This window comes from Desulfitobacterium sp. LBE (assembly GCF_007830365.1).
GTDB lineage: Bacteria > Bacillota > Desulfitobacteriia > Desulfitobacteriales > Desulfitobacteriaceae > Desulfitobacterium > Desulfitobacterium hafniense.
The window spans coordinates 5,322,662-5,348,453 of sequence record NZ_VLKD01000001.1; the positions used below are offsets into that span (position 1 = coordinate 5,322,662).

Annotated in this window: 30 protein-coding genes; all 30 read left to right on the top strand. The window is 47.6% G+C overall.

Going from position 1 to position 25,792, the window contains the following annotated elements:
* The first annotated feature begins 2 nt into the window (after positions 1 to 2).
* Positions 3 to 1,151, top strand: a complete 1,149-nt coding sequence (gene aroC, locus DESLBE_RS25230) for a chorismate synthase (RefSeq protein WP_005810887.1) — start codon at positions 3 to 5, stop codon at positions 1,149 to 1,151.
* A 1-nt stretch (position 1,152) separates the two neighbouring features.
* Entirely contained in the window at positions 1,153 to 1,776 is a 624-nt protein-coding gene (locus tag DESLBE_RS25235) for a shikimate kinase (protein ID WP_005810888.1), read from the top strand.
* On the top strand, positions 1,757 to 2,839 hold the full coding sequence (gene aroB / locus DESLBE_RS25240; RefSeq protein WP_144678493.1) for a 3-dehydroquinate synthase: 1,083 nt from the start codon (positions 1,757 to 1,759) through the stop codon (positions 2,837 to 2,839). Before DESLBE_RS25235 ends, aroB begins: the two co-directional genes overlap by 20 nt.
* A 270-nt stretch (positions 2,840 to 3,109) precedes the next feature.
* Positions 3,110 to 3,448, top strand: coding sequence for a type II secretion system protein GspG (locus DESLBE_RS25245; protein WP_144678494.1), 339 nt, complete (start codon positions 3,110 to 3,112; stop codon positions 3,446 to 3,448).
* Entirely contained in the window at positions 3,445 to 3,828 is a 384-nt protein-coding gene (locus tag DESLBE_RS25250) for a hypothetical protein (protein ID WP_015944644.1), read from the top strand. The genes DESLBE_RS25245 and DESLBE_RS25250 overlap by 4 nt, the downstream gene beginning before the upstream one ends.
* A gap of 34 nt (positions 3,829 to 3,862) precedes the next feature.
* A complete protein-coding gene (locus DESLBE_RS25255; protein WP_144678495.1) occupies positions 3,863 to 4,396 on the top strand; it encodes a type II secretion system protein in 534 nt (177 codons plus the stop codon).
* A gap of 41 nt (positions 4,397 to 4,437) precedes the next feature.
* On the top strand, positions 4,438 to 4,749 hold the full coding sequence (locus DESLBE_RS25260) for a hypothetical protein (protein WP_144678721.1): 312 nt from the start codon (positions 4,438 to 4,440) through the stop codon (positions 4,747 to 4,749).
* Complete coding sequence (locus DESLBE_RS25265) at positions 4,742 to 6,502, top strand: GspE/PulE family protein (protein ID WP_011460289.1); 1,761 nt, start codon at positions 4,742 to 4,744, stop codon at positions 6,500 to 6,502. Before DESLBE_RS25260 ends, DESLBE_RS25265 begins: the two co-directional genes overlap by 8 nt.
* Before the next feature lie 13 nt (positions 6,503 to 6,515).
* Positions 6,516 to 7,553, top strand: coding sequence for a type IV pilus twitching motility protein PilT (locus DESLBE_RS25270; protein ID WP_144678722.1), 1,038 nt, complete (start codon positions 6,516 to 6,518; stop codon positions 7,551 to 7,553).
* Positions 7,554 to 7,565: 12 nt separating this feature from the next.
* Positions 7,566 to 8,789, top strand: a complete 1,224-nt coding sequence (locus DESLBE_RS25275) for a type II secretion system F family protein (protein WP_144678496.1) — start codon at positions 7,566 to 7,568, stop codon at positions 8,787 to 8,789.
* Between the two features lie 33 nt (positions 8,790 to 8,822).
* Entirely contained in the window at positions 8,823 to 9,311 is a 489-nt protein-coding gene (locus DESLBE_RS25280) for a prepilin-type N-terminal cleavage/methylation domain-containing protein (RefSeq protein WP_144678497.1), read from the top strand.
* A gap of 47 nt (positions 9,312 to 9,358) precedes the next feature.
* Complete coding sequence (locus DESLBE_RS25285) at positions 9,359 to 10,120, top strand: A24 family peptidase (protein WP_144678498.1); 762 nt, start codon at positions 9,359 to 9,361, stop codon at positions 10,118 to 10,120.
* Positions 10,121 to 10,146: 26 nt separating this feature from the next.
* Complete coding sequence (locus DESLBE_RS25290) at positions 10,147 to 11,619, top strand: PilN domain-containing protein (protein WP_144678499.1); 1,473 nt, start codon at positions 10,147 to 10,149, stop codon at positions 11,617 to 11,619.
* Entirely contained in the window at positions 11,612 to 12,115 is a 504-nt protein-coding gene (locus tag DESLBE_RS25295; RefSeq protein ID WP_144678500.1) for a hypothetical protein, read from the top strand. Before DESLBE_RS25290 ends, DESLBE_RS25295 begins: the two co-directional genes overlap by 8 nt.
* A gap of 21 nt (positions 12,116 to 12,136) precedes the next feature.
* A complete protein-coding gene (locus DESLBE_RS25300) occupies positions 12,137 to 12,703 on the top strand; it encodes a LysM domain-containing protein (protein WP_172625498.1) in 567 nt (188 codons plus the stop codon).
* 191 nt (positions 12,704 to 12,894) lie between these two features.
* Positions 12,895 to 13,332: a type II 3-dehydroquinate dehydratase gene (aroQ, locus tag DESLBE_RS25305; protein ID WP_011460281.1), complete on the top strand. Its 438-nt coding sequence runs from the start codon at positions 12,895 to 12,897 to the stop codon at positions 13,330 to 13,332.
* A gap of 148 nt (positions 13,333 to 13,480) precedes the next feature.
* Complete coding sequence (efp, locus tag DESLBE_RS25310; RefSeq protein WP_015944633.1) at positions 13,481 to 14,038, top strand: elongation factor P; 558 nt, start codon at positions 13,481 to 13,483, stop codon at positions 14,036 to 14,038.
* A gap of 93 nt (positions 14,039 to 14,131) precedes the next feature.
* Positions 14,132 to 15,790, top strand: coding sequence for a ribonuclease J (locus tag DESLBE_RS25315; RefSeq protein ID WP_018306754.1), 1,659 nt, complete (start codon positions 14,132 to 14,134; stop codon positions 15,788 to 15,790).
* A 275-nt stretch (positions 15,791 to 16,065) separates the two neighbouring features.
* A complete protein-coding gene (gene spoIIIAA, locus DESLBE_RS25320) occupies positions 16,066 to 17,151 on the top strand; it encodes a stage III sporulation protein AA (RefSeq protein WP_144678502.1) in 1,086 nt (361 codons plus the stop codon).
* Positions 17,148 to 17,657, top strand: a complete 510-nt coding sequence (locus tag DESLBE_RS25325; RefSeq protein ID WP_011460278.1) for a stage III sporulation protein AB — start codon at positions 17,148 to 17,150, stop codon at positions 17,655 to 17,657. The genes spoIIIAA and DESLBE_RS25325 overlap by 4 nt, the downstream gene beginning before the upstream one ends.
* A gap of 18 nt (positions 17,658 to 17,675) precedes the next feature.
* Positions 17,676 to 17,873, top strand: coding sequence for a stage III sporulation protein AC (gene spoIIIAC, locus DESLBE_RS25330; RefSeq protein ID WP_005810911.1), 198 nt, complete (start codon positions 17,676 to 17,678; stop codon positions 17,871 to 17,873).
* Between the two features lie 12 nt (positions 17,874 to 17,885).
* A complete protein-coding gene (gene spoIIIAD, locus DESLBE_RS25335; protein WP_005810912.1) occupies positions 17,886 to 18,272 on the top strand; it encodes a stage III sporulation protein AD in 387 nt (128 codons plus the stop codon).
* Between the two features lie 9 nt (positions 18,273 to 18,281).
* Positions 18,282 to 19,451 (top strand): stage III sporulation protein AE, encoded by a 1,170-nt coding sequence (gene spoIIIAE, locus DESLBE_RS25340; protein ID WP_005810913.1) that lies wholly within the window; start codon positions 18,282 to 18,284, stop codon positions 19,449 to 19,451.
* Positions 19,452 to 19,463: 12 nt separating this feature from the next.
* Positions 19,464 to 20,054, top strand: a complete 591-nt coding sequence (gene spoIIIAF / locus DESLBE_RS25345) for a stage III sporulation protein AF (protein ID WP_144678503.1) — start codon at positions 19,464 to 19,466, stop codon at positions 20,052 to 20,054.
* Between the two features lie 69 nt (positions 20,055 to 20,123).
* Positions 20,124 to 20,684 (top strand): stage III sporulation protein AH, encoded by a 561-nt coding sequence (locus DESLBE_RS25350; RefSeq protein ID WP_144678504.1) that lies wholly within the window; start codon positions 20,124 to 20,126, stop codon positions 20,682 to 20,684.
* Positions 20,681 to 21,250: a SpoIIIAH-like family protein gene (locus DESLBE_RS25355; RefSeq protein ID WP_144678505.1), complete on the top strand. Its 570-nt coding sequence runs from the start codon at positions 20,681 to 20,683 to the stop codon at positions 21,248 to 21,250. Before DESLBE_RS25350 ends, DESLBE_RS25355 begins: the two co-directional genes overlap by 4 nt.
* Before the next feature lie 231 nt (positions 21,251 to 21,481).
* On the top strand, positions 21,482 to 23,347 hold the full coding sequence (gene accB, locus DESLBE_RS25360) for an acetyl-CoA carboxylase biotin carboxyl carrier protein (protein WP_144678506.1): 1,866 nt from the start codon (positions 21,482 to 21,484) through the stop codon (positions 23,345 to 23,347).
* A gap of 16 nt (positions 23,348 to 23,363) precedes the next feature.
* Positions 23,364 to 24,710, top strand: a complete 1,347-nt coding sequence (gene accC / locus DESLBE_RS25365) for an acetyl-CoA carboxylase biotin carboxylase subunit (RefSeq protein ID WP_144678507.1) — start codon at positions 23,364 to 23,366, stop codon at positions 24,708 to 24,710.
* 90 nt (positions 24,711 to 24,800) lie between these two features.
* Positions 24,801 to 25,199, top strand: a complete 399-nt coding sequence (locus DESLBE_RS25370) for an Asp23/Gls24 family envelope stress response protein (RefSeq protein ID WP_005810919.1) — start codon at positions 24,801 to 24,803, stop codon at positions 25,197 to 25,199.
* A 63-nt stretch (positions 25,200 to 25,262) separates the two neighbouring features.
* Positions 25,263 to 25,787 (top strand): alkaline shock response membrane anchor protein AmaP, encoded by a 525-nt coding sequence (gene amaP, locus DESLBE_RS25375; protein WP_144678508.1) that lies wholly within the window; start codon positions 25,263 to 25,265, stop codon positions 25,785 to 25,787.
* Positions 25,788 to 25,792: the final 5 nt, after the last annotated feature.

A 25,792-nucleotide genomic window follows, 5' to 3' on the forward strand; every position in this document is an offset into this window, starting at 1 on the left:
GCATGCGTTATTTAACGGCAGGTGAATCTCACGGACCAAAGCTTGTAGGCATCCTTGAAGGGGTTCCCTCGGGGGCTAAGATAGATAAAGAAACCATCGATCAAGCACTGCAAGAGCGGCAAAAGGGCCCTGGCCGCGGGGGACGAATGAAAATTGAAAAGGATCAGGTCACGATTCTTTCCGGAGTCCGGGGGGGATTAACCACAGGTGCTCCTATAGCCTTAGAGATTATCAACCGGGACTGGGCCAATTGGGAGAAAATTATGGCCTGGGGTGATGAAGCGGATTTGGAAAGCCGCAAGGTCATAACACCGCGACCGGGTCATGCAGATTTGACAGGGCATTTGAAATACAGGACCGAAGTGCGCAATGTTCTGGAGCGAGCCAGTGCCCGGGAGACAGCTATGCGGGTAGCTATCGGGAATATTGCCGTGCAGATTCTGGAAGCCTTAGGGGTGGAGATAAGAGGACAGGTTCTATCCGTAGGGAAAGTCCACATGAACAGCGAGGATACTCCTGAGTATTGGCAGCGGGTCCAGGCCTCAGAATGGAAGGTAGGAGACCCCCAGGGTGAAGAAGCCTTATACACTCAGCTGCAAGAGGCCCGGAGCAAAGGGGAATCTTTAGGGGGAGTGCTGCAGATCCAAGTGCAGAACCTGCTGCCGGGTCTTGGCTCCTATGTCCAGTGGGATAGAAAATTGGATGGCCGGTTGGCTCAGGCCGTTTTATCTGTTCAGGCCATCAAGGGAGTAGCCTTTGGTATGGGTTTTGCGGCAGGCCAGCACTTTGGGTCCGAAGTCCATGATCCCATCGGTTATGACAGCGGGCGGGGTTATTATCGTTATAGCAATAATGCCGGCGGAATTGAAGGTGGAATGACCAATGGGGAACCGGTGATAATCGAAGCGGTCATGAAGCCCATCCCTACCTTATACAGTCCTTTGTCAACGGTTAATCTGGAAACGAAAGAAGTTATGGAGGCCAGTGTAGAGCGCAGCGATGTGTGTGCGGTTCCCGCCGCTCTGGTGGTCCTTAAGCATGTGGCGGCTTGGGAAATCCTTCAGGCCATTCTGGAAAAGTTTCCTGCCGATACATGGGATGAGTTGGATAAAGCCTGGCAGGATTATAAACGATTTGTGAGTGAGCAATAGTATGAATAATTTTTTTGAGCATGAAATCACATCTTTTAATGGAGATCCCTCTAAAAATGATGCCTTGGAGGAGGGGGAGGGACTCTCTGGCGCTGCTCATAATGATAATATTGTGCTTGTAGGCTTTATGGGTACCGGCAAAAGCACTGTGGGCAGGCGTTTGGCCAAGCTCCTGGGACGGGAGTTTATTGATACGGATCTGGAGATCGAAAGACTAACGGAAATGACTGTATCGGAAATTTTTCGCCGCCATGGCGAGACCCGTTTTCGTTCGGAGGAACGGCTTTTGGTAAAACGTCTGGCTGAACATAAAGGGTATGTTATTGCTACAGGGGGAGGAACTGTGCTGAATCCTGAGAATTGGCGGGATTTGGCACAAAGCGGTGTTATTATCGGCTTATATGCGCCCCTTGATGAGATTTACAAACGAATTGGCTATCGCAATGACCGTCCTCTTTTGAGAGGAGATCGCCAAGTGGTTGAAGAGCTGTGGGCCAAGAGACAACCTATCTATAACCAGGCGAATTGGACTATCGATACGACTCATAAGGGAATTGAACAAGTGGTTGAAGAGATATTCAGCCTATATGAAGGAGGTTCTATGGATGCAAGGACAGAGGATTGATGTTGCCTCCGTGAAGCCCTACCCTGTTTTCCTGGGAGCCAGGCTGGAGGAGCTGGGTGACTATCTGACCACCCGCATCGGAGCTGGGGAACATCTTCTGGTGATTACTCACCCTAATGTCGGCGATTACTATCTGGATACTTTGCAAAAAGGGCTAAGCTCCTTTATGGTCAATACCCTGATTGTACCTCAGGGTGAGGATGAGAAATCCCTGGACCGCCTCAGCGATTTAACCAGTGAAGCCATTGCCTGCGGCGCGGATCGCAAGACCATGGTCTTGGCTTTGGGGGGAGGGGTTATTGGAGATTTAGCCGGCTTCTTCGCCAGTGTCTTTATGCGGGGAATGCGTTATGTCCAAATTCCCACCACCCTTCTGGCGATGGTGGATAGCAGCATCGGCGGTAAAGTTGCGGTAAATCATGCTGCAGGCAAGAACCTGCTGGGAGATTTTTACCCACCTCTGGCTGTATGGACAGATTTTAGTACATTAGAGACCCTCCCCTGGGAAGAAATGCTTAATGGTCTGGCAGAGACTATCAAGCATGCTGTCATTGCCGATGAAGAGCTTCTCTCTTTTATCGAAAAACACCAGGAAGAAATCATGGCGCGGAAGCCTGAGCTATACAAGGAGTTGACTTCCCGCTCCTCGGCGGTTAAAGTCAGACTGGTCTCTGAGGACGAGACGGAACAGGGCAAGAGGATGTTTCTTAATTACGGGCATAGCTTTGGTCATGCTCTTGAGGCTGAGGTGGCCTACCAAGGGATTACCCATGGACAGGGTGTCAGCATCGGCATGGTAGCAGCTGCCCATCTGGCCCAAGAACGGGGACTGATGAACAGTGGAGAAGTGGAACGCTTGATTAAGCTTCTCAAAGCTTTCGGTTTGCCGGTAACTGTCAGAGCTAAGAATCCCCGAGTGTTAACCGATCTTATGGGGGCAGATAAAAAGAATTACAAAGGGCAGAAAGTTTTGGTCCTGCCTAAAGGGATAGGACAGGGGATCGTGATTCGTGACGCCAACGATGAGGAAATTCTAAGAGCTTGGGATAAGGTTATTGAGTGAGAAATTTAACTTCAAATTAAGGGAAAACCACGGCTATGAGTCGTGGTTTTTTATATCTCTTCGACTTAAGGGCTTTGGCGAGACTTAAAGTCGAATGATCCTAAAATAAGTAAAAAAAGATTTGAATAAGACAAATTTTCTCTAAATCAAATAAAGATTGTCTAAAGACAGTTCTAAAGAAGGAATTCTTCATGGAATTGATAGAATATTATAGATACATCCAGAATAGGCGTATTTTACCATTGAGTTTAGGAGAATGAGATAATTTTTATGGGGAATCGATGTAAAGAGAAAGGTTTTACACTGCTGGAAGTTCTTTTGGTTCTTTGTTTGATGATGGCTATCATCAGCATTGCAGCACCAGGATGGGGCACTGCTAAGAATAACACTTCTACTCAAGCGGATTTAGCTAATCGAGTGCTGATCGAGGGGGCAGTGGAACTATACAAACTGGATACCGGAAAGTTACCTGAGGGAATAGCAGATTTATATGCACCACCCCCGGGAATAGAAGGTTGGCGGGGACCTTATCTCAGACAGCGTTTTACCAAACCTACTGATAATGAAGAACGTTATGAACTGGATGAGGGAGGCAAAGTTGTCCCATGAATGACTATAATGAAAAGGGTTTTGTGCTTTTGGATGTGATTCTGGCCCTCTTTCTTTTTACGGTAGGTTTTGCTGCTTTGTATGGTTTAAGCGAGAAGGCTTTAAGTGAAGCTGACCAGGCGCTTCGTCTCACCGAGGCGGCCAATCATGCCCAAAATATCATGGAAACCTTAGGAGCGGAGTCCTGGCGGGATAACATCCGGAGAGGCAGCTGTATCCCCGGCGGAGAAGTGGAAGGGTCGGAGGGATTTTTCCGCTGGAGGGTTTATTCTGATTGGGATATCCCTGATGAATTATTAAGAGTTAAGGTGGAAGTTTCCTGGCTGGAACAAGGGAGTGTTCAACGCTATACCTTGGAAAGCCTTTATGCCTTGCAATAAATCCAATAGCCTCAATTAGGGAGAGGGCAGCGGTATGCAAACTATTTGGCGGAATCAAAAAGAGCGTTCAGGCAGGGTAGACCAGGATAGAGGCTTCACCTTGATAGAAGTTTTATTTGCCCTTTTAATAACCGGTATACTCTTAGGTGTTGCCTTGAGATTTTTTTATGGAGAGTGGAATATCAGCCAAACCCTTAAAGATAAAATGGAAGCCCATTATGCGGTGGTTACTGCCGGGAGATGGGTGAGTGATGCTATCCGTGAAGCTGAGTCAGTTCAGTGGACCAACCGGGGAAAATGGACCTTGACAGTAACCCCCAGTGGAGAGAACTATAGTGACCAATATTATCTGGATGATAAAGATTATGACGGGGTTAAAGATTTGTACCGTTATCATAAAGGTGCCCATAATCCGATAGTCAGCGGGATTGTGGACTGGAATTGCACTCAAGGAGTGTCAGGGCTGTGGACGATAACCTTTCAAGGACAGATAGGGAAGCAAAGAGTTCATTGGCAAGGCAGGATCAGGGCAAGGGGCGGGGTGAATCAGGGTATATTACCCTCCTAATCCTTATTCTCCTTGCCACATTTTCGGCGTATGGCCTGGAAATGTATGTGAAAGTCCATTCGGAAAATAAAATTGTCCGGCGGGAAGTAAACTCACGCCAGGCAATCTACGGGGCTGAAGGCGGCATTGAATGGGCTAAGGTGATGTTGGAAAAAGATCCGGCCTTTATGGGAGGAACCATTGGCATCGGGGAAGGTACAGTAAAAGTCAATGTCCTGGCCGGGGAAAAAAACTATACTGTAACTTCTTTGGCTCAATATGGCCGTTCTCAACGGATACTTAAGGCGGAACTGGCAAAGATCGATGAGCAGTGGCTGATTATGAAGTATCAGGAGATTCATGAGCATGAATAAGATACCTCTTTGGACGAATCGTCGCAAGAAGACTGGAGATTATGAGGGCTTTCGGGACAAATGGAAACAACAGATCTCCCATGAGGAAGGATTCGGTCAATATTTGCTAAGTCGGCAAAAAATCGACTTGGGTCAGTTATCCAGGGCTTTAGGGGAACAAAAGGAAACAGGTGCCCGCTTGGGAGAAATTCTTGTTCGGCACAAGGCACTTACTTTGGAGCAATTGCTACTTGAGCTGGGTGGATATCTGGGTGTGACTAAAGTGGATTTGACTCAGGTCGATATTGACCCTAAGGTAGCATCCTTATTAAGTGAGCAGGCTGCCTGTCGTTATGGTGCTATTCCGGTAGGGCTTAAGGATAGAATTTTGCAGGTCGCTATGTTTGACCCAGGAAACCATCATTATGTGGAGAATATTCGAATATTAACAGGTTTTGAGGTCGAGCCACTGCTTGCTGATGAGGCCCAGGTGGTGACGGCCATCAAAAAATATCTTACTGTGGAGAAAAGTATTGCTGAGCTCAGCGGGCAGGATGAACAAGAGTGTAAAGGGATAGGGCGGATTAATACTCTTGACTCTGAGGAAGGAAATGACGCCCCAACGATTCAATTGGTGGATTTTCTCCTTCGGGATGCTATCATGCTTGGAGCCAGTGATATCCACTGGGAGCCGGGTGAGACGGTAATGCGGGTGCGTTACCGGATTGATGGGAGGCTAGAGACTAAACGCTCCTTTCCTTTAGGGGTGGCACGAAATGTGCTGGCTAGGATTAAAATTATGTCCGGTATGGATGTGGCAGAACGAAGGTTGCCCCAAGACGGAAGAAGCAGTTTTTTTGTCGGCGGAAAGACCATCGACCTACGAATATCCAGTCTCCCAACGGTCCATGGGGAAAAAATCGTGATACGTATTCTGGATCAGGATACAGCCCAACGATCCTTGCAATCTTTGGGCATGAGCAGGGGGGTTGAGCAAAGTATTCAACGCTTAATCAAGGAGCCTCATGGGATTATCCTCGTCGTAGGGCCCACTGGCAGCGGAAAAACAACCACCCTCTATGCCTTACTGAGAGAACTCGTTTCTGAGCAGCTTAATCTGGTTTCTATCGAAGATCCGGTGGAATATCAGTTGCCCGGAGTCGTATCCGTACAGGTCCAGCCCAAGATCGGCCTGACCTTTGCTCAAGGATTGCGTTCCATATTGCGGCAGGATCCCGATGTGATTATGATTGGGGAAATACGGGATGAAGAGACAGCCCGCATTGCCATCGCTGCAGCCTTGACGGGTCATTTGGTCTTGTCCACCTTACATACCAACACAGCGGCGGAAGCTTTTACCCGTCTTTTGGATATGGGGATAGAACCCTATTTGGTGGCGGCCGTTTTAAGAGGTGTTCTGTCCCAACGCTTAGTCCGCCGTCTCTGTGAACAGTGTAAAGAGCCTTGGCACCTGGATCCCCTTGAAAAGGACGCCATGGATTTGCCGGAGAGCGTCCGGCAGGTTTTTAGGGCAAAAGGTTGCCCTAAATGTCGGGGAACCGGTTATTCCGGACGTATCGGTATTCACGAGTTACTACTTTACCATCAGGATATTAAGGATTTAGTATTGGAAGGTCAAAGTTCAGGAGCGATCGAAGAAAAGGCTATAGCCAAAGGGATGATTCCCCTGCGCCGGGACGGCTATAACAAAGTGCGCCAAGGTTTAACAAGCCTGGAGGAAATCTGGTATTCAACTAGCGGTATAATGCGATAGGAGTGTGAAAATAATCATGACTATAGAGCAACTATTAAAAGAAGCAGCTCAGCGACGTGCCTCGGATATTCATCTTACAGTGGACAGTCCTCCAGTTTTCCGTATTGATGGTTCTTTGGTAAGGGCTGAAGAAGAGATATTAACTCCCAATGTGCTGGATGAAATGGCGAGAACTTTAATGGACAGTGCTCAGAGTAGCAAGTTTAAAGAGTCTGGAGAAATAGATTTTTCCCACAGCATTCCCGATGTAGGTCGTTTCCGTGTCAATGCTTTTCGCCAACGAGGAGCTGCGGGAATCGCCATTCGTCTTATTCCCTTTAATATCTCGACACCGGAGCAGCTTGGTCTTCCCCCTGTCTGCATCGAGTTTGCCAATTTACGCAAAGGGCTGGTTCTTGTGACGGGTCCTACGGGAAGCGGGAAGTCTACCACCTTAGCCTCAATGATTGATTACATCAATAGGACCAGGTCGGAGCATATCGTTACCGTTGAAGATCCCATCGAGTATATGCATAAACATCGCCTAAGCTTAGTTAATCAGCGGGAAGTGGGAAGTGACACCCAATCCTTTGCCAATGCTTTGCGAGCAGCATTGCGGCAGGATCCGGATGTAATCCTCGTCGGTGAAATGCGGGATCTTGAGACCATAAGTACGGCGGTGACGGCTGCAGAGACAGGGCATCTGGTATTTAGTACCCTCCATACCAATGATGCTACTCAGGCAGTGGACAGAATGATCGACGTGTTTCCGCCTTTTCAGCAGCAGCAAATGCGGGTCCAGTTGGCAGCGGTTCTTCAAGGAGTTATCGCCCAACAGCTGCTTCCTCGTAAGGATCAACAGGGAAGAGTTGCAGCCCAGGAAATTCTTGTTGTCACACCGGCAGTAAGAAATCTCATCAGAGAAGGAAAGACCCATCAAATTGCTAACACAATGCAAACCGGCGGTAAACTTGGGATGCAAAGTATGGAGAAAGCTATTCAGGAACATGTCCGGGCTGGACGCATCTCCAATGCAGTCGCGCAAGAAATGATACAAAATATGGGCCACTAAGAAGGGGGATTTATGAGGAGTTGCAGCTTTGCGTGGAGAGCTTTGGATCAGGAGGGAAATCACCTTGAGGGGATTTGGGAAGTTCGGCAGGAAGGAGAGGTAAGACATCGATTATTTCTCAAAGGATATTACCCTTTGGCTATTAGTCCCCGCCACCACAGACTTTTCAATCTGCTCTCCTATTTTGAACTTTTGAGTAAGAAAAGCGATCGGCTGAGGATTTGGGCAGGCATTACGCAGCGCTTATCCCTTCTTTTAGGGGCTGGTCTGCCATTGCTCCTGGCCATTGATATTTTGGAAAAGCAGAGTAAGGGACGCATAACACGCTTAGCCTGGGGACAGGTGAAGGAACAATTAGAAGCGGGTGCAGAATTATCGGAAGCTCTTAACTTCTTGGTGCCGCCTCCTACCCCCTATATCCGAGCTATGGCCCAAGCCGGAGAACGTGCGGGCAGATTGCCGGAGATTCTCGATCATCTTTCCAGAGATCTTTTTGAGGAGCATACTTATCGCCGTAAACTTAAAGGTACCTTAACTTATCCGGTATTCTTGCTTGTGCTGACCATAGGGCTGATTTATGCTTTAAGCTTTCTTGTTTTACCTGTATATGAACAGATTTTTCTCAGCATGGATGCTGAGCTTCCGGTTCTGACTCAAGTCATATTCCGGGTTTCTCATGGATTACCTTTTCTGGTCCTAGGGGTATTTAGTGTGGGAATGAGTTCTGTTCTCCTTCTCCGCCTGCGCCACCTGGATGATTGGAGAGAAAGGCTGCGGGGTGGGCTGAGTAAGGTGCCTTTTTTGGGCAGGGTCTATCAGCTTTATGATTATCTGCAATTTTCTCAGATATTGGGGACATTGCTGGACGCAGGAATTCCTCTTCTGGAAGCCTTGAGGTTGACTTACGGAGCGGTGCTGACTTTCTCCATGAAAAGGGTGGTCTGTGACCTTGAGGAAGCGGTTCGGGCGGGGAAACGGTTGACGGCTGTTCTGGCCGGCAGGTCCGATTTTCCTGGGGATGCGGCGCAGATGCTTGAAGTAGGAGAGGAATCGGGCCAGCTGAGTACCATGCTGTATCACTTGAGCCGCCTGTTTCGGATGGAGCTTGAGGAACAGATGACTCAAGTGCCCCACCTGGTGGGTCCGCTGCTCGTCATAGTTTTAGCAGGAATCATCGGCTTGGTGGCAATCGGTGTCCTGCTACCCATCTTTGATATAGGAACATACCTTCAATAAGAAAGAGTTTTGATAAAAGGAGAGTAGGATATAATGCACTTTGGGCAGGGAAACAGCGATAACGCGCAGAGGGGCTTTACCCTAGTCGAAGTTCTAATGGTAGTCTTTATCATAGCTATGTTGTCAGCAATTATCATTCCTAAGGTAAGTGCAAGTTCGGAAGCGGCACGGAAAAACTCAGATATTGCTACAGGCCATCAAGTGAAGTCCGCTTTAGATCGTTATCAAGTGGAGAATGGTAGGTATCCCAAATCCACTGAAGTAACCGGAAATGAAGGAAACATTTCTGCGCCTGTACTTATCCCAAAATATATCGCTAAATTGAGTGTGGATACCACACAACAGGAAGCGGCTGAAGGCAAAAAAGGTTTTGGTATAGGAACATTGGCCACCAATGGGTCCATACCTGAGAATGCCCAAACCCACCTTATTATGCTCTACCTCACTGCTGATGGCTCGGCTGCGGAAGTACGAGTCTATGATGTAAACTTAACCAATATACTTTGGAGCTCTGCTAATTAAGCCGGATGGCTAAAAAATCAGCATTACTATGAGAAAGGACGAAAAGAGTGGGAATTGAACTCAGTGTATTATCCGGAATATTGGGGGTGATCATCGGCAGTTTTTTAAATGTGGTGATTTATCGTGTTCCCCAGGGAAAATCTATAATTTTCCCTGGTTCCCACTGCCCTGCATGTGGTTATAATCTTCGCCCCTGGGAACTGGTTCCGGTTCTAAGTTTCCTCATTTTGAGGGGACGGTGCGCTCAATGCCGGGAGAAGATTTCATGGCGTTACCCCTTAATTGAGGGGCTCAATGGATCTCTGTATTTTTATGCTGCCTGGGTGAATCACAGCCGCTCATTTCTTGAGTTGGGGATAAACTTTTATTTTATATCTGTGCTTTTAGTTCTCGCTGTTATTGATTGGGATACCTACCGCCTGCCGGATGTTTTCACTCTTCCTTTACTGGGTGTCGGTATTGTGGCAGGTTTTTTGCTGCCCCAGGGCCCATCGGGTTGGGAAAGCCTGGCTACGGCACTGGGGGTAGGAGGAGTGTTTTGGATGATCACTCGGCTCTATCCTGAAGGGATGGGCTTAGGGGATATAAAGCTTATTGCCGGATTGAGCGCATTTTTAGGATTTCCGGAAGCTTTAATAGCTGTTTTCATCGCCAGTTTCACAGGATCCATAGGCGGACTTATCATGTTGTCCTTTAAAAAAAGAAGTTTCAGGGAACAGATTCCCTTTGGGCCTTATCTGGTACTGGGAGGTTGGATTGTGTTCTTTTGGGGACAAACTATCCTTTCTTTTTATTACTCTCTGTTTTGATATGGATCATTGGAAGGATTTGATGCGTGATGCCTACCGAGCAAGGTCGAGTTTGTGTTGAACTAACCGATCATGAACTGCGTTGGCTTTGGTATACCCAAAAAGGGAAGGATAAGGGGTCTTTGGCACCTGCTCAGTTTGAGATTACCCCTCTTCCTAAAGGGTTGATAAAGCAGGGTAAAGTTCTTCACCTGGATACCTTCCTGTCGATTTTGAAGGGATACCTTGAGCAATACAAGATAGATTTCCAATTGCCTCGTAACCCCAAGATTGATATCGGATTACCTCTCCAGAACCAATTTATTCGCGAGTATCATCTGCCCTGGGTAAAAAAAAGGAACCGTACTGGGCTCCTTCGCTATTTGGCGGAAGAAGAGATTCCTATTCCTGAAGAAGAATTGGTTTATGATTACTTTCTTGAAGAGGAAAAAGGGCCGTCGCGGAGATTGAGGGTGATTTTATCCGGGATAAGGAATTCAGTTTTATCTCCAGTCATTTTTTGTTTCCGGAAAGCAGGCTTTGAAATTAACAAGGTATGTTTTTCCCAACTGGCTTGGGGGAGGGTATTGGGCTTTGGTCCCGAGGGAAATACTCTGTTTCTTCGGGAAGATGAAGGGCAGATTCAATATATTTTCTATAAGGGAGGGATACCTAAGATAATTCGCAGCTTTCCCGCCACCCTTCAATATTTCGGTGAGGAAGAATGGAAGCATGAGATTCATCGGATGCTGCTCTATCTTTCTTCACCCCATGACCAAGCAGAGCTTATGAGAATCCTGTGGAGTCAGGACAGGGTGGCTGAAAAAACAGGGAAAAGAATAGGAGAATACATTAAGGGTGTACGAGGAAAAGTTCCGGTCTTACAAGGAGTGGATGAGGCCTTTTATGCCTTTTGGGGTTCGCAGCCTTTAAATGCTTTGGCAGCTTATGCCCCGGAAAAATACCTTACCGTATTGGGGCTGGCCCTTGAAGACGATAAATCAGTGCTGAATAATTTTTGGAGAACAGAGAATCTGAAGAAAAAGAAGCAACGCATTACGTGGGGAATCGCAGGACTTATATTGCTTGTAAATATATATGGTTTGAGGATGCTTGTATCCACCCAACAGACCATTGATACCTTGCGGGTTGAGGCTCAACGACTAAGTGAAATAACCGCCAACCAAACTTGGGAGAGGGAGAAGGAAATAGCCCTAAAGCAAACATGGGAGGGGATTATCGGGAACCCTACTGCGGTTGGGCAGGAGATAAGGGAATTAACAGCCTATGCACCTGAGGGGATTCACCTCGAACGGATTGAGATTAAAGGCCGGACTTTGTTAATCCAGGGCTTTGCTACGGAATCACTGGAGGTTCAAAGAATGTTTCAGCAACTTAAAGAATTAGGGTGGGGGAAGGTCCAATTGGCCAAATATCAAACGGCAGGGGATTCATTAGAGGATTCATTTAGGGAGGGAATGCCGATTCAATTCGTTTTGAAGGCTGAAGAAGATGATTAAAGCAAAAGAAAGCATGAGAAGACAGTTTCCCAAGCTTGGCCATAGTGCCCTGATAACTCTGGTGATTTTGCTCGGCTTAATCGGGGGGACATTGGTCCTTCGCCAACAAGAGGTTGATGCCCTTCGCCAAGAGATAAAACATCGGGAAGGACTTATCCGGCAGAGCCCGGCAAAGGAGACGGCTTCAGACCCCTGGCTGATGGATGATGTGCTTCTGGTCATGGATAAATGCATTAAGACGTTTAAGGAAGAAAATTTAGCTGTTTCTTCATATCATCTTGAAGGGATTTTTGAGGGGGAGGCTAATCCTTCTTTTCTCCATTTCGCATTAACTCGTTTAGAGGTACAAGGGGCGTGGTCGGGAATCGAGAGGGGATTAACACGTATTGAGACCATGCCCCAAGGCGGAGTTCATGTGGAGGAAGCGGTCCTGGCAGAGGATGGAGGGAAAATTCTGCTGAAGATATTTTTCTTTGAACCTGACAATCTCTCCTGACCATAAGATGGGTAAGAGGGGGTGGACCCTGTGGAAGACTATGTTATTCAACCGGGAGATACCTTTTACCAGCTCGCCCAAAGATGGGGAGGAACCTGTGAGGAGTGGAGCCTGGCGAATCCGGGCTTGAACCCGGATTATCTGCAGATCGGTCAAAAGGTTTACCTTCCCAGAACGGTGAATCCTGGGGGGAATGAGCATTATGCCGTCATTACACCACAGCAGGGGGTAGAGTATTCGGGGGATCATCTTGACGAGGTGGAGATGGAAGTCGAAGGGGTAAAGTTCAGAATCAAACGAATAGGAGAAAGTAGAGTTCCTCATGAAGTTCATCTCACAGTACCGAGAACCGAAATACGAAAGATTCAGCCTTGCGGTATTTATGGTCCCTGCGAAGTACAGATTATGCTAAGCAATGTTAATATCATTCATTCTCCCCGCTTGATGAGCGATCGGCCTCGTATTGAAGCCCAGAATGGTGGTACAACCCAGGGCAATCAGGGGAATGCTCAGCAGAATAATGCACCGGAGCTTTCTCAAGTCAGGGAGCTGTACTCCGACGTGCGCCAGGATCGGCCTGTTTTTTAGCTGTTCGGACTACCAGCTTAATTCTCCCAATATATCCTTTTCTCTTAGGAATAAAATCTCATATCAATCGTAGGGAAAGACCACCGTAGAGGGCTAATCTCTACGTTTTTTTTGTCGTGACCACTGGTGGAAAAAACGAAATTATGATAAAATTTTGGGGTGCATGACGTGCTGTTAAGGAAGTGGATACGATGGGAAAGATTTGGGTCCTTCATGGCCCTAATTTGAATTTGCTAGGACGGCGTGAACCGGACAAGTATGGGACTCAGACTCTCGACGAAATTAACAACGAACTTCTACATAAGGCTCATACTGCAGGAATCCCTATACAGGTGGAGCAGACCAATTTCGAAGGGGAGTTAATTCAGTGGATTCACAGTATGGGACCGGATGACTTTTTGATTATTAATCCTGGAGCATGGACTCATTACAGCTATGCTGTCCGGGATGCCATAACCAGTGTTCAGGTGCCGACTATTGAGGTCCATTTATCCAATATCCATGCCCGGGAAGAATTCCGGAAAACCTCAGTCATTGCTCCTGTCTGCTGTGGGCAAATTTCCGGCTTAGGTGGAAAAAGCTATAGCTTAGCTTTGGATTATGCCCTGGAGGCCTTGACACAGAAGTGAAGAAAGTTCATTATATAGGAAGCTTGCTTGTTCACAAGCTTAGCTGACTTATCCTCTGTGTGGATATAGGAAACTTTCTTTCAGTGGTAAATTTGGTTCGATTGGGATAAGCTAAACAGCATAAAAATGAATATTTAGGAGGATAATTATGATTTCATCCAATGAATTTAAGACAGGTTTAACAATTGAAGTGGATAACGATGTGTATACAATTATTGAGTTTCAGCACGTTAAGCCCGGTAAAGGCGCGGCTTTCGTGAGAACGAAATTAAAGAATGTCAAAACCGGCGGCATCATTGAGCGGAAGTTTAATGCAGGTGAAAAGGTGCCTAAGGCTCATGTGGAGCGTCGTGAAATGCAATATCTTTATAAAGATGGGGATCATTTTGTGGCTATGGATAATGAGACCTATGAGCAAACCTCTTTGACCGAGGCTCAAATCGGGGATGGAGTTAAATATCTCAAAGAGAATATGAATTTGGGTATCCTCTTCTTCAACGGCACCGTCATTGGCGTCGATCTTCCCAACACCGTCATTCTTGAGGTTGCCCATACCGAACCTGGTGTGCGCGGCGATACAGCGACAGGCGGTTCTAAGCCGGCCACCTTGGAGACCGGCGCCGTGGTTCAAGTTCCCTTCTTTGTTAACGAAGGGGAAAAATTAATCATCGATACCCGTACAGGAAACTACGTCCAAAGGGCTTAAAGATAGCACATCTGCATATATTCCCGAATCATAATGCCTCCTTTAGGGAAACCTTTTGTTAGAAAAGGTGTACCAGAGGGGGTTTTTTATTGTATGAAATTGAGCATTATTCCTTTAGGGGGAACCGGTGAAATCGGCAAAAATCTTTTGGTTTTTGAATATGGGGACTCCATTATTGTTATTGACGGCGGTGTCAAATTTCCAGATGATGAACTGTTAGGAATTGATCTTGTCATACCGGATATTATTTATCTGGAGAAACGCAAGCACAAAATTCAGGGTATTTTCATTACTCATGGCCACGAAGATCACATTGGTGGTCTGCCTTTCCTTCTGCCTAAATTAGAAGTCCCTGTTTACGGCACGAAATTAACCATGGGTTTGGTACGGGCTAAGCTGAGGGAACGGGGCGGTTACCCGGAAGATTTGCTGAGAGTCATTGATCCAGGGGAGCCTGTTAAAGCAAAGGACTTCCAGGTTGAAGCATTTAGGGTGACTCACAGTATCCCGGATGCTGTAGGTTATGGAATTCTGACTCCCCTGGGGCGGGTGATCTACACCGGAGATTTTAAAGTGGATTATACCCCCATTGATGGTCAGGAGATGGATTTGGGAAGATTGGCAGCCTGGGGTCAGGAAGGGGTGTTGGCTTTGCTCTGTGATTCGACTAATGCAGAGCGCAGCGGCTCCACCATATCAGAGAAGGTGGTGGGAAAAACTCTGATGGATGCTTTCTCCAGGGCCGAGGGAAAAATAATCATGGCTACCTTTGCTTCCAATGTCCACCGCATTCAACAAGCACTTGAGGCAGCGGCTCTTCTTAAACGGAAGGTATGTGTGGTCGGCCGCAGTATGGAAGCGGTTGTGGCTACTGCCAGAGAATTAGGCTATCTGCACCTTCCTGATCCGGATATGCTGATTGAGACCAGTTCGGTGAATGATATATCCCCTTCCCGTTTGCTTATCCTTACCACGGGCAGCCAGGGAGAGCCTTTGGCTGCTTTGACACGGATGGCTACCGGAAGTCACCGTCAAGTGAATGTTTCAGCAGGAGATACTGTCGTTATCTCAGCCACACCTGTTCCAGGCAATGAAAAACTGATCGGGAGAACGATTAATCATCTGTTCCAGATTGGAGCCGATGTCATTACCAAGGATATGGGACTGGTTCATGTTTCCGGCCATGCCAATCAAGAAGAGATTAAGCTCATCATCCGCTTAACCCGGCCGAAATTTTTAATTCCTCACCATGGTGAAGTAAGACATCAAATGGCTTTCCGCAAGATCGGCAATCTTATGGGGTATGATGATAAAAAAATTGCTATCACTCAAATTGGCACCCGTGTTCTTCTCGATACGGATAAGATGGAATGTGCTGAACGGGTAGAATCCGGCAGCGTCTTTGTGGACGGATTGGGAATTGGTGATGTGGGGCAAATCGTCCTGAGAGATCGCCAGCAGTTATCCCAGGATGGGGTAGTGGTGGTGGTAGCGGCACTTAGCAAAGGATCTCCCACCACTTTAGTGTCGGGGCCGGATATTATCTCCCGGGGCTTTACTTTTATGAAGGAAGCAGAGGAACTGGTGGAAGGGGCGAAGAAAGTCGTCGCAGCCAGTATCGAAACTCAGATCAACAAAGAACGCTGGGAATGGGGGGTTCTCCGCGGGTCCATCCATGAATCCCTAAGCCAGTACCTTTGGGATAAAACCCGCAGAAGGCCTATGATTTTGCCGGTGTTGCTGCAGTTTTGAATCAAGGGGAATCAAGGGGACAGGTACGATTATTCATTAGAATTAAGCAGTTGTTGTGATAAGGAAGAGACTCGATAAGCCTGAATAGGCAGTCGGGTCTCTTTTAATTTTTTTCATCCTTCATTGGTGTCGCCTGAGCGGCGGCATGATTGGCAATCTGAAAAATGGGACCTGTCCCCTTGATTCCCATGGACAAGTTTTTTGGCGGGAAGCAAGAAAAGCATGTCTAAAACTTTAGGCACAGACATACCTTTTTAACAAAGGGGGACAATGCCGTGTCGCTGCGCTATACTTTACATCCCATAAACCCCAATCCCGAACTTAAACCCAAAACCAAACCCCTGGCTGTTTCTATAAATCAGGAAAAAGTGGCAGGGAAGAATCCCTCAGAGGATTTTGGACGTTGGTTTGGCAGCAATCTGGCAGGCATTTTCCTGCAGATTCAGGATATAGCTCTCAAAGATATGGAAGAAATCCGCTTGCGCATTGAGCGGCCCCTTTTGATCCTGGGACATCATCGAGAGCTGTTTATTGATGAACAGGGTAGAACTGTTGCGGCGGAAAAGGGGTACCGGGTTCAGCGTGAAGATGTTTTACAGGCCTTGGAGCGGATGACCCAAAGTTCTCTCTATGCTGCCGAAGAGGAAATGAAGCAGGGGTTTATCACTTTGCCTGGGGGGCACCGGGTTGGAATTACAGGTGAAGCCATCATGAAACAGGGGGAAGTGCAGACTCTGAAGCATATTTCAGCTTTAAATATCCGCCTGGCCAAAGCTGTCGAAGGCAGAGCAGAGCTCATTTTACCCAAGCTTTTGACCAAAGACGGGGCTCTGCATCATACCTTAATCCTTTCACCGCCGCGGGCAGGGAAGACCACCTTGCTGAGGGATTTAATCCGCAGGCTCAGCGATGGCAGCCCTGCACTTAACCTGCCGGGCCAAACAGTAGGGGTGGTGGATGAACGGAGAGAATTGGCCGGTATGTGGCAGGGGGTTCCTGCTTATAACTTAGGGTGCCGTACCGATATTCTGGATGGTTGTCCGAAACGGATGGGGATCAATATGCTCATCCGCTCCATGGCTCCTCAGGTGGTGGCGGTGGATGAGCTGGGACATCCTGAAGATGTGGAGGCCGTCCTGGATGCCTTGAGGACGGGGGTGAAGATTCTCAGCACCGCCCACGCAGCCACTATGAGCGAAGCATTGAGGCGTCCCACCTTAAAAGCTTTGTTTGAATTCGGGGTTTTTGAACGGGTGGTGGTGCTCAGTCGCCGCCAGGGGCCCGGAACTGTTGAAGAGATTATCGTTTTGGCTCCGACGGATAGAGTTCATAAAGAGATGGTAAGGGGGGATGCTCTTTGATTTGGGTAGGTGCTCTCTTAATGATTATGGGATGCGGAAGTCTGGGACTCTATAGCGCTGCCCGCATCCGTAAAAGACCGGTGGAATTGCGGGAGTGCCTGACGGCTCTGACCCTTCTTGACACGGAGATTTTTTGGGGAAATACTCCACTGCCGGAAGCCTTTTCAATTCTAAGGGATAGAACCGATGGAGCATGGTCCGGCTTTTTTGCCGAATTGTCAGAACGGTTGCATAAGGGTGAAGGAGCCTATGGTGCTTGGAACGAGACCATTGAACAGCAAAAGAAGAATTTTTGCTTAAAAACTGAGGATTGGCAGGTGATAAAAGACGTAGGCAAAGGTCTGGGACGCTCTGATCGCCAAGAACAGCATAAGCAAATCGAGTTGGTCAAACAACAAGTTTCCCTTGTCAAAGAACATGCAGCCCAATGGTCTGAGAAACAAGCCAAGATGTGGTCCTATCTCGGGTTTTTGGGGGGAGCCGCTGTAGTTCTCTTCTTAATTTAGGCAGATGAGGTGGAGATTATGGATTTTTATATGGTGATGAAAATAGCGGGAATCGGGCTCCTTGTGGGAGTTCTCGTCATGGTTCTGGAACAGGCCAATCGCAAGGATATTGCTCAACTTACCGTATTGGCAGGGGTTGTGGTCGTTCTTTATATTGTCGTTCAGGCTGTGGCTGACCTATTCAGTCTTGTACGCAGTGTATTTCAGATCTATTAGGGAGGTCTGAATGTGGAAATATGGCAGATTGTAGGAATTGCTTTAGTGGTTGCCATTATCGGGGTGGTTCTAAAAGAAGTGCGCAAAGAAATTGCCCTTCAACTGACCATACTGACCGGAGTTATTATCTTTACCCTGATTCTGGACAAAATCAAAATCATCATCGATTTACTGCAGAACCTTGCGGATCAGGCCAATATCAGCTCTTACTATTTAATTATAGTTTTGAAAATTGTGGGAGTCGCTTACCTGGCTGAATTTGGTGCTGATATCTGCAGGGATGCGGGAGAAAAAGCTCTCGCGACTAAAATTGAGATCGCCGCCAAGGTGGGGGTTTTGGTTCTGGCGATTCCTATTATCGTAGCGATACTGGAGTCCGTTATGCGACTTGTGCCGTGAGGTGAAACAATGCAGCGAGTGATAATTATCTTTCTTTTCTTTTTTTTCATAGGAAATGGGACAACTCCCTCCTTGGTTTATGGAGCGGAGGAAATGTCAGAGCCGACCGCAGATCTAGCTGCTCAAGTGGATCTGACAGAAGTCCGCGGGTTCCTGGAGCAAATTGATCGGGATGTTCAGGAGTCTTTGCCTAATTTTTCTCTGGCAAAATTCTTTGATGACCTTCGTCAAGGCAATATCAATCTTCACCCTGTGGAGATCGGTAAAACACTCCTCGCCTTATTGGGAAAAGAAATTCTCGAGAGTGCTCCCTTAATCGGAAAGCTCTTGATTTTAGCCGTATTGACTGCCGTTCTCCAGCAGCTTCAGTCCGCATTCAGCGGTGAGGTAGGGAAAATGGCCCAGATCCTTGCCTATCTGGTGCTGATGGGGATTGCCCTGGCCACCTTCCAAATAGCCATGAACCTAGCCTCTGATTCCATTCAAACTATGACGGGATTCATGCAGACCCTGCTTCCGGTCATGATGACTATGCTGGTGGCTATGGGGAATTTGACCACTGCGGCTTTATTTAAGCCCATCGTCTTAGGGAGTTTGACCTTTTTGGCGACCTTAATCAAAACCGTAGCCTTACCCTTGTTTTTTTTGGCAGCAGTTCTCAAGCTGTTTAACCATATTTCCAGTGAATTCAAGCTCAGCAGACTGGCGGGACTTCTGGAGTTTACCGGAAAATTGAGCTTGGGTATCATTTTAACCGTTTTTATTGGGGTCATGGCCGTGCAAGGGGTCACTGGAGGTGTGGCTGATGGGGTCGTTCTGCGTACTGCAAAATACTCCGCAGACCTGATTCCTGTGGTGGGTAAATTCTTTAAAGATGCGGTGGAATTGGTGGTCACTTCAGGACTCTTATTAAAAAATGCTTTAGGGATTGTGGCCATTATCGCTTTAGCCTTAATTTGTTTAGGTCCGGTGGTCAAGCTGGTCGCCATGATTCTGGTTTTCAAAATCTCTTCGGCTTTGATTGAGCCTCTGGGACAAAAGGAGTTAGCGGACACCCTTCAGGAAATGTCCAAGAGTTTGATTTTTATCTTTGCCTCGGTAGCCTCTGTAGCCATTATGTTTTTTATGGCTATTGCCGTGGTGGTGGGGTCCGGTAATTTAACTGTCATGCTGCGATAGGGAGGTGAGGTTTTGGAGAGTTTACAAACCCTTGTGCGCAATTTAGCCATTATCTTGCTTCTGGCCAGCTTTCTGGAGATGCTGCTCCCGAATAAGTCCATGAAGGGCTTTGTCAAACTGGTGATGGGGTTGTTCGTCATCTCGGCCATCCTTACTCCCCTTACCACCTTATTGGGAATGACCGTGGAGAGTGCAATCCCGGCTTGGACGGAAAGCTCTGCCCAGGACTTGGCGGTTCTTGCCCCGGGGGAAGTGGGAGAAGCCATTAGCACCAATGCAGTCCAGGAGCAGTATAAAGCAATCGTTGTCAGCCAGATTAAAGCCTTAACTGTTGGCATGGAAGGAATTAAAGAGCTTCAGGTGAATGTGGACTTGGCGGAAGGCTCAAGCGGATTGACGAACATACCCCGAATCGACCAGATTATGATTCATTTGGATGCCGAGGAGCGGGGAGTTCAGCCTATTGAAGACATCGTGATTGACTTAAACGAACCCAAGCCGGCCCAGGAGCAGGTATTGTCGGCAACAGCTCTGGAAATCAGGGATAAAGTGGCTCTTTTTATGCAGATGCCCAGGGAGCAGATTATTATAACGGAAGGGTAGATTTCATGATGCTGACGGCAGTGTCAGCAAATGAAAACAGTGAACCGGAAAGTAAGGGAGGAACAGCTCATGAATCTTTTTAAAGATATCCAGCCTAAAATCTTAATCCCTGCAGTGCTTGTGGTGGCTGCAGTATGTATGCTGCTCTATGGCAAAGGCGGGGGCAGCGCCCCTGTGGTGCCTATGAATCAGGCAGTGGAGAACCGGGATACCGTTGAGGTCACCCGAATCGGCACTCTGGAAAAAGAAATGGAAAAGAAATTGGTACAGAATCTTCAGCAGATGTCAGGGGTTGGCAGTGTTCAGGTATCCGTAACCTTATCCTCCAGCCTGCGCTCTGATTATGCCACCAACGGCAGTGTGACCAAGAAAACAACCAAAGAGTCCGATAAAAGCGGCGGAACACGGGAATCCACTGAGGTCACCGAAAACAATCAGCTGGTGATGCCCAACGGGGCCAGCCAACCGGTCATTGTCATGGAAGAACGTCCTAATGTGGCAGGGGTTCTGATCATCGCCGAGGGGGCCAGTGACCCCAATGTTCGGGAAAATATTCATAATGCCGTACGAACCTTATTAGATATTTCTTCCGATAAGATCAATGTTCAGCCCATGGGAGGGGTACTATGAAAGTCATGACTTTGAAGCGGTGGGGGGATTTGAAGAAGGGGCAAAAATGGGTGCTGGTGGGTTCTGTTATTGTCGCATTGCTGGTGCTGTACGCCTTTTGGCAGCTGGTTTTTGGTGATGAGCCCCTTAGTCAGCCTACTCATGAAAGTATGCCGGTCCAGGTACAACCGGAAGGTCAGAGTATTTATTTTTCTGCGGAGGTGGTCAAGCCCTTACCCCAGGGAGGAGACTATTTTGTCAATTATCGGCTGCAGCGGGAAGCCTCCCGGCAAGAGGTCAAAACTATGCTGGCTCCCCTTTTAGATTCCAATGTGGAAAAGACAAGGGAAGAAGCCCAGGAAAAATGGTTGCAGTTGAGTCATAAGATTCAAAAGGAAGAAGAAATAGAGAATCTCCTTAAAATCAGTGGAATTAAGGATGCCATAGCTGATTTGGGGAATAATGAAGTTGCAGTCATCGTCTATGCCCCCAACCTGGAAGGGACAGAGATCAAGGTGATTCAAGATATTGTGTTTCGTGTTACCAATACCTCCAAAGAACAAGTCCGCATAGCCTATCGTTATTAACAGCAAAAAGATTCTGCGCATGACTGACATGAGAGTTTTCTGAAATAAAGTGTGCAGAATCTTTTCGATTTACTTATAGATCCGATCTCGAAGGTTATACTGTATACTTTGGCGTGATATTGTATACTTGACGCTGTTTCGTTGAAAAAATTTTACCAGTTTCATATAATAAAACATAAACGGAATTTTAGACAGAGAGCGTGATAGGGTATTAGAGAGGGGTTGTACTGGATGAAACCGGTGAAAATTACGGATACGACACTGCGTGATGCTCATCAAAGTCTTTGGGCTACGCGGATGAGAACGGAAGATATGCTCCCTATCCTGACCGAATTGGATCAAGTGGGATACCATTCCCTTGAGGTCTGGGGCGGAGCGACCTTTGATGTATGTCTGCGTTTTCTGGGGGAAGATCCCTGGGAACGATTAAGAACCATCAAACAGCATGTCAAGAAAACCCCATTGCAGATGTTGCTGAGAGGTCAATCCTTAGTGGGCTATCAGCATTATCCTGATGATGTGGTTCGTGAATTTGTCCAGCTTAGTGTAAAAAATGGAATTGATATTATCCGCATTTTTGATGCGTTAAATGATGTCCGCAATATGATCGTTCCCATGGAAGCGGCTAAAGCGGCCGGAGCTCATGTTCAAGCTTCTGTGGTCTATACCATCAGTCCTGTGCATACTTTGGAGCATTATGTGGAAACGGCTAAAGAACTTGTGGCTTTAGGCGCTGACTCTATTTGCATTAAGGATATGGCGGGTCTCTTAACCCCGCAGCGCGGGTATAAATTGGTAAGAATGCTTAAAGAAGAACTGGGAGTCATGATCCAGCTGCATACCCATTATATCGGTGGTATGGGAACCATTGCCTATGTGAAAGCTGCCGAAGCCGGTGTGGATGTCATCGACACGGCCAGTGTTCCCTTGGCTTTCGGTGCCAGTCAGCCGCCGGTAGAGCTTGTGGTACGGGCACTTCAGGAGTTTGAATTCGCTCCGGAGATGAATATTCCCCAGCTCTTTTCCATCGCTAATTATTTTGAAGAACTCCGCAAGAGCAGAGGTTTTGAACGGGGAATCACCCGTATTTCCGATATGCGGGTTTTTGAACATCAAGTGCCTGGGGGAATGATCTCCAATCTCGTATCCCAACTGGAAGAACAAAAAGCCCTGAATCGGATTAATGAAGTGCTTGACGAGATACCCAGTGTTAGGGCAGAATTGGGTTATCCACCTTTGGTAACGCCAACCAGCCAAATCGTGGGGACTCAAGCTGTATTGAATGTGTTGAGCGGGGCAAGATATAAATTAGTGCCTGCCGAGGTGAAAGCCTATGTCCGTGGGCTTTACGGCAAACCGCCCGCACCCGTCGATCCCGAGATTCAGAAGCTGATCATCGGCGATGAGGAAGTCCTCACTATTCGTCCTGCGGATAAATTAGAACCTGGTCTTAAAAAGGCGGAACAGGAAAGCAAAGAGTTTGCCTTATCCCGTGAAGATGTCTTGAGTTATGCCCTGTTTCCACAGGTGGCTAAAAAGTTCTTTATTGAAAGAGAGAAGGGGATCACGGTCGCTGCGAAAAGCCCGTCCGTCCCAGTTGCGAAGGAGGATTCCAAAATGGATTTAAAAGAAATTAAAGAGCTTATTAAACTTATTGGTGACACAGATATCACCGAGTTGAACCTTGAAAGTGAAGGAGTAAAGGTCTCCATTAAAAAGGGCAGCATGCCCGTACCAGCCATGGCGCTGCCTGTCATGGGAGGAACCGCTGAAGCTGCTGTTCAGCCTGCACCGGCGACAGTCAGTGCACCGGTTAAAGCTGTCCAGGAACCGCAAAGCCCTGCTGAGGCTCCTAAGAAAAATCTGCAGTACATCAAGGCCCCTATGGTGGGAACCTTCTATCGTTCACCGGCACCGGATGCTCCATCCTTTGTGGAGCGGGGGCAGATGGTGAAAGAGTCCCAAACGGTATGCATCATTGAAGCGATGAAACTCATGAATGAGATAGAAGCAGAAATCAGTGGACGCATCGTGGAAATTTTGGTTGAAAACGGCCAGCCGGTGGAGTTCGGTCAACCTTTGTTTGCAGTTGAATAATGAGGAGATAGGCAGCATGTTTAAAAAGGTATTAATAGCCAATCGGGGAGAAATTGCCTTACGGATCATCAGAGCCTGCCGGGAGATGGACATTGAGACCGTGGCCGTCTTTTCCGAGGCGGATCGGGATGCCCTGCATGTCCGGGAAGCGGATCAGGCCGTCTGTATCGGTCCCCATCCTTCGACTAAGAGTTATTTAAATATCCCCAATATCATCAGCGCTGCTGAGTTAACCGGTGTGGATGCTATTCACCCCGGTTATGGGTTCTTATCGGAGAATGCACGGTTCGCCGAGATTTGTGAGTCCTGTGGTATAACCTTTATCGGTCCCTCGCCGCGAGCCATTGAAACCATGGGGGATAAGGCCACGGCGCGCAAGACTATGATCGAGGCGGGAGTTCCGGTGGTTCCCGGGTCCAAAGAAGTGCTCACCGATGTGGAATCCGCCTCAGTTCTGGCCAAGGAGATTGGCTACCCCGTCATGATCAAAGCCTCAGCAGGAGGCGGGGGTAAAGGGATGCGCATTGCCCAAAACCCCAAAGAGCTGGCTAAATCTATTCAAGCTGCCCAAAGCGAGGCTCAGGCTGCTTTTGGCAATTCGGAGATTTATCTGGAGAAGTACGTGGAGGAACCTCGTCATATCGAGTTTCAAATTTTAGCGGATAAACACGGCAATGTGATCCATCTCGGAGAGCGGGACTGCTCCCTGCAAAGAAGAAATCAGAAATTGCTGGAGGAAGCTCCTTCCAGCGCCCTTACCCCTGAACTGCGTAAAGTTATGGGAGAAGCTGCAGTAAAGGCTGCCAGGGCCGCTGATTATTCCAGTGCCGGAACCATCGAATTTCTTTTGGATAAGCATGGACATTACTATTTTATTGAGATGAATACGCGTATTCAGGTGGAGCACCCGGTGACAGAGTTTGTAACAGGAATTGATCTGCTGAAGGCTCAGATTCGCGTTGCTGCGGGAGAGCCTTTGGGGATTGAACAGGAAGATGTACAAATTCGCGGCTGGGCTATGGAGTGCCGCATCAATGCTGAGAACTCGGAAAAGAACTTTATGCCCTCTCCGGGAACCATTGAGTTCTATCACCCGCCCGGCGGTCCCGGGGTTCGGGTGGACAGTGCCGCTTATCAAGGCTACACCATCCCTCCCTATTATGATTCCATGATCGGCAAATTGATCGTCTGGGGTGCTGACCGGGAAGAAGCGATCCAAAGAATGAAGCGTGCTTTGGAAGAGTTTTATATTGAAGGAGTACACACCACCATTCCCTTCCATCTTAAAGTACTGGATAATGCCTTTTTCCGCCGTGGAGAAGTCTATACTAACTTTATCCAAAGGCGGATTTTAGGGGAATAGATAGTACATTCACCTTTGCCAGCATGGTCTTCTTTTGTTATAATGACAAAAGATACTTATGGATTAATATGTGGATGATGAGGTGAAACTATGGAAAAACCAGACATAGAAAATGCACTGGGAACGATAAAGATTGCTGATGAAGTCGTAGAAATCATTGCCGGCCTGGCCGCTTCCCAAGTGGAAGGTGTAGCCGGTATGAGCGGCGGCCTTGTGGGAGATATTGCCCAGATGCTTGGTCGTGGCAAGAACCTCTCCAAGGGGGTTAAGGTTGAAGTTGGGGAACAGGAAGCTGCTGTGAATCTTTATCTCGTTGTGGAATACGGTGTGTCGATACCTGAGGTGTCGTTAAAGGTTCAAGAAGCCGTGAAAGAGGCTATTGAAAGTATGACGGGCCTTCTGGTCGTCGAAACCAACGTTCATGTCCAGGGGGTTAATTTTCGTCCAGTTCCTGAGATTAAAGATGAAGAGCTTGCTCGGTTAAAATAAGCGAACGGATTTACCCCCCCTGGTGGACCAGGGGGGGTAAACAAATATAAGGTGGTGACCGGTTTGTTAGGGTATAGTGTTGGTGCCTTATTGGTAGTGATAGGGGGATGTATTCTAGCCATAAGTACGGGGTGGGAACTCCCTTATGAACTTTTACTGGCTGGATTGGATTGGTTAAGGACGAATACTTGGGAAAGCTTAGTCATAGCCATCTTGATCATGATCCTGGGGATATTACCCTTCTTAAAGCCGCGCAAAAGCATAGATCACACTTTTCGGACAGTTTCCCAGTTAGGTGAAGTGCGGGTTACCGTGGATGCTATTGGGGATCTTATTGTACGCAGTGCTCAGAGTAAAAACGAGGTGCGCCTGGTTAAACCCTTGATTAAGCAGCGGGAGGATGGCTTGGAGATTCTGCTGGATTGTCAGTTTAATTTTGAAACGGTGATTCCGGAGGTGTCGGAGCAGCTGCAAGCTCAAATTAAAGATGATGTAGAACGCTTTACAGGCATCAAAGTTGCCGAGGTGAAAGTATTGGCACGCCGGCTGGATCCCGTTCAATCCAATCGTCCGCCGCGAGTCAGGTAAGTGGG

Coding starts and splice junctions, on each gene's coding strand:
- aroC (WP_005810887.1), top strand. CDS start 3: ATGCGTTATTTAACGGCAGGTGAATCTCACGGACCAAAGCTTGTAGGC.
- DESLBE_RS25235 (WP_005810888.1), top strand. CDS start 1,153: ATGAATAATTTTTTTGAGCATGAAATCACATCTTTTAATGGAGATCCC.
- aroB (WP_144678493.1), top strand. CDS start 1,757: ATGCAAGGACAGAGGATTGATGTTGCCTCCGTGAAGCCCTACCCTGTT.
- DESLBE_RS25245 (WP_144678494.1), top strand. CDS start 3,110: ATGGGGAATCGATGTAAAGAGAAAGGTTTTACACTGCTGGAAGTTCTT.
- DESLBE_RS25250 (WP_015944644.1), top strand. CDS start 3,445: ATGAATGACTATAATGAAAAGGGTTTTGTGCTTTTGGATGTGATTCTG.
- DESLBE_RS25255 (WP_144678495.1), top strand. CDS start 3,863: ATGCAAACTATTTGGCGGAATCAAAAAGAGCGTTCAGGCAGGGTAGAC.
- DESLBE_RS25260 (WP_144678721.1), top strand. CDS start 4,438: ATGTATGTGAAAGTCCATTCGGAAAATAAAATTGTCCGGCGGGAAGTA.
- DESLBE_RS25265 (WP_011460289.1), top strand. CDS start 4,742: ATGAATAAGATACCTCTTTGGACGAATCGTCGCAAGAAGACTGGAGAT.
- DESLBE_RS25275 (WP_144678496.1), top strand. CDS start 7,566: ATGAGGAGTTGCAGCTTTGCGTGGAGAGCTTTGGATCAGGAGGGAAAT.
- DESLBE_RS25280 (WP_144678497.1), top strand. CDS start 8,823: ATGCACTTTGGGCAGGGAAACAGCGATAACGCGCAGAGGGGCTTTACC.
- DESLBE_RS25295 (WP_144678500.1), top strand. CDS start 11,612: ATGATTAAAGCAAAAGAAAGCATGAGAAGACAGTTTCCCAAGCTTGGC.
- aroQ (WP_011460281.1), top strand. CDS start 12,895: ATGGGAAAGATTTGGGTCCTTCATGGCCCTAATTTGAATTTGCTAGGA.
- efp (WP_015944633.1), top strand. CDS start 13,481: ATGATTTCATCCAATGAATTTAAGACAGGTTTAACAATTGAAGTGGAT.
- DESLBE_RS25315 (WP_018306754.1), top strand. CDS start 14,132: ATGAAATTGAGCATTATTCCTTTAGGGGGAACCGGTGAAATCGGCAAA.
- spoIIIAC (WP_005810911.1), top strand. CDS start 17,676: ATGGATTTTTATATGGTGATGAAAATAGCGGGAATCGGGCTCCTTGTG.
- spoIIIAE (WP_005810913.1), top strand. CDS start 18,282: ATGCAGCGAGTGATAATTATCTTTCTTTTCTTTTTTTTCATAGGAAAT.
- DESLBE_RS25350 (WP_144678504.1), top strand. CDS start 20,124: ATGAATCTTTTTAAAGATATCCAGCCTAAAATCTTAATCCCTGCAGTG.
- DESLBE_RS25355 (WP_144678505.1), top strand. CDS start 20,681: ATGAAAGTCATGACTTTGAAGCGGTGGGGGGATTTGAAGAAGGGGCAA.
- accB (WP_144678506.1), top strand. CDS start 21,482: ATGAAACCGGTGAAAATTACGGATACGACACTGCGTGATGCTCATCAA.
- accC (WP_144678507.1), top strand. CDS start 23,364: ATGTTTAAAAAGGTATTAATAGCCAATCGGGGAGAAATTGCCTTACGG.
- DESLBE_RS25370 (WP_005810919.1), top strand. CDS start 24,801: ATGGAAAAACCAGACATAGAAAATGCACTGGGAACGATAAAGATTGCT.